Source organism: Sphingobium sp. D43FB (assembly GCF_002312805.1).
Classification (GTDB): Bacteria; Pseudomonadota; Alphaproteobacteria; order Sphingomonadales; family Sphingomonadaceae; genus Sphingobium.
Genome location: NZ_NMUA01000097.1, coordinates 1 through 2,588 on the forward strand (window position 1 = coordinate 1; position 2,588 = coordinate 2,588).

3 protein-coding genes are annotated in these 2,588 nt (G+C 59.8%); 1 reads left to right on the forward strand and 2 read right to left on the reverse strand.

Annotation, left to right across the window (positions count from 1 at the left end; all coding sequences use genetic code 11):
* Positions 1-29 precede the first annotated feature (29 nt).
* A complete protein-coding gene (locus SxD43FB_RS23255; protein ID WP_037487473.1) occupies positions 30-2,099 on the reverse strand; it encodes a recombinase family protein in 2,070 nt (689 codons plus the stop codon).
* Complete coding sequence (locus SxD43FB_RS25025) at positions 2,086-2,271, reverse strand: hypothetical protein (RefSeq protein WP_037487474.1); 186 nt, start codon at positions 2,269-2,271, stop codon at positions 2,086-2,088. The genes SxD43FB_RS23255 and SxD43FB_RS25025 overlap by 14 nt, the downstream gene beginning before the upstream one ends.
* Here SxD43FB_RS25025 and SxD43FB_RS23260 point away from each other — a divergent pair.
* On the forward strand, positions 2,270-2,588 hold a 319-nt coding region (locus SxD43FB_RS23260), incomplete at its 3' end, for a hypothetical protein (RefSeq protein ID WP_037487477.1). The genes SxD43FB_RS25025 and SxD43FB_RS23260 overlap by 2 nt on opposite strands.

Consider the following 2,588-nt stretch of genomic DNA (forward strand, 5'->3'; position numbering starts at 1 on the left):
CAACGACCGATTCATACTACACCTCCTCTTCAAATGTCCGGAAACAGGGACTTTTGGTTTTCCATTTTGATGCGACACGGGCCTCTGTGACGCGGGAACTGGGTCACTTCGTCCTTTTCCAGGTCCGTGGCTCGGATTTGGTGCGGCGCATCGGGTACAACTTGCTCGGTAGGGAGCACGCCCTCCTTGATCAGTCGACGGACCCGATGGGCAGTAACCCCAAGCTTTTTGGCGGCTTCGGTCAGCGTGAGCCACTCTCCATTCTTTTCGGCGGATCGGTAGCCGTGGATTTTGTGGACAGTGCGCAGCGAGCCGACACGGCGCGCTGTCCAGGTCTTGCCTTGTCCGGTTTGCATTCCCATCCGGTTGAGAGTGGCGGCAATGTCTGCATCGGACCACCGGGTGGCCATGGAGCGGATGATGGCAAGGGCGGCTTCGGGCGTACTCTGGCCATGTTCGCCTGCTTTGGGTTTGCGAATGCGCAGCTGAGAATGTTGGCCACCTTTCCAGTGGATCGTCAAAATGACTTCACGTTGCTCTTCATCGACATCAGCGATGATATCGGTCACGAGCGTGCGGAGGAGCTGCTGACGACAACGCATGTCGACGTTAGGCGAGCGCCAAGCGGTCTCCAGGTCGGTGGCAATGCCAGCAAAATCGGGCGCCGGCGCGGCCAGATCGATTTGTCGCGCTTGGGCCAAACCCGCTTCATAGGCTTCAACACGCCTGAGCGCTGCTTCCCAGCTATTCTCAAGTTGGGCAGCGATCAGGCGGTTATCAGGGTCGCAGGCAGCATAGCGACGTTCAGCGAGAGATGCCTCGTATCGGGCTTGCTGCAAGTCCAGCTCCACCATGCGGTGCCGTTCTTCCAGATTATCCCGATGCGCCCGATCAGCTTCCATTGCGGCCTCGATCGCCATCGGCGTCACGGCTCTCAATATCTCTTTGCCTATGGCAGGGTCGATGCGAGATGCGCCAAAAGTCATGCATCGTGGCTTGGCCAGCATCTGGTTGATACGTTCGCAGCGGTAATAGGGATGACCCGGAGGCCGGCCCGAATAGACAACGCCCAACCGTCTTCCACATCGGCCGCAGGTGAGCAGGCCCGCGAGCAACGCGCGGCCACCACGACCCGACTTGATGCCGCCCTTCTGTCCGAACGCGTTGACGGCGATATGGCTCTGGTTCCTCTCAAACTCACTCCAATCGATATAGCCTTCGTGATGATCCTGGAGCAGCACTTCCCACGTTCCAAAGGGCTTGCTGTGGCCGTAACTTTTGCGTGCCCTGCCATCGACAATCTCGGTTCGCTTCTCGCTTTTACCATAGACATAGACCCCAGCGTAGAAGGGGTTCTTCAGGATCGAAATAACGCTTCGATAGCGAACCGGCACCCAGTCGAAGGACACCGTTTTGCGGCCGTCAGAAGGGCGGGGAAAATGGAAATTGTCAGCTGTCAGCGAAATCAGCACCTGGCGGGCGCTGCCAAGCTCGCGGAAACGCGAAAAGATGAGGCGGATCGCCTCCTGTACCCGGATATCGGGATCCAGCCCCAGGCCGTATTCGCGGTGCCAGATATAGCCGATCGGAACACTGAGGCGCAGTTCTCCCCGCCTTGCCTTGGCGCGCGCCGCGTCAAGCATGCGTGTTCGCAAAATGCCAAGCTCAAACTCGCTGATGCTGCCCTTCATGCCCAACAACAATCGATCGTTTGGTCGACAGGGATCGTATACCCCGTCGAGATCGATCACGCGCGCTTCAACCAGGCCACACAGCTCCAAAAGGTGGTGCCAGTCCCGGCCATTACGGGAAAGGCGCGATGCGTCCAAGCAAAGCACCGCGCCAACCTTGCCCGTGCACAGGCCGCTGACCAGTCGTTCGAAACCGGGGCGGTCGACAGTGCCGCTGGCGGTCCGACCAAGGTCATCGTCGATCACCTCGACATCGTGAAATCCCCAGCGTCGCGCAACATCGACAAGCTCATATTGTCGGCGCTGGCTCTCCAGGTTGTTCTGGACCTGACCCGGGGTCGACTGTCGGACATACACCACAGCTTTGCGCTTGAGCACCGTGACTGGAAGGAGATCATTGCCCGTCATCGCTGGCCTCCTTCGCCGCGACGCCGGCTGCGGCCATCAAGAGGGTCGCCAGCCTGGCAACAACGGCGCTTCGCTGCGCCTCGCTCAGGCCTCGCATCTGCGGCGTATCGAGCGGCATGCTCAGCTGCTGGGTCAGCATCGGTAGCGACGAGGGTCGTGGTAGTGCCTTCATGGCGCGCCTCCTGGATGGCCGTGAGTCCATCCGTCGAAGTCTGCCTGAAACCGCGATCGGTAAGCAGTCCATGAAGCTCTACAAGCCCAATCACCGCAACGCGCGGTTCGCCCATCTCCATGTCGGCGCACAACGCCCTGTCCAGCATCCACTCTGCGACCTGGATGATCTCACCCGGCCTGATCTCTACCCGGATGATCGCGCCATTGGCCCGGTCCTCGCGGCCTTCATGCCGAAAACGACCGCCGTAATATGGATGCCAGCGATAATGAAACTCTACCATCTGCCCGACATGGGCAGAATGACCCTGCGATGGC

Coding starts and splice junctions, on each gene's coding strand:
- SxD43FB_RS25025 (WP_037487474.1), bottom strand. CDS start 2,271: ATGAAGGCACTACCACGACCCTCGTCGCTACCGATGCTGACCCAGCAG.
- SxD43FB_RS23255 (WP_037487473.1), bottom strand. CDS start 2,099: ATGACGGGCAATGATCTCCTTCCAGTCACGGTGCTCAAGCGCAAAGCT.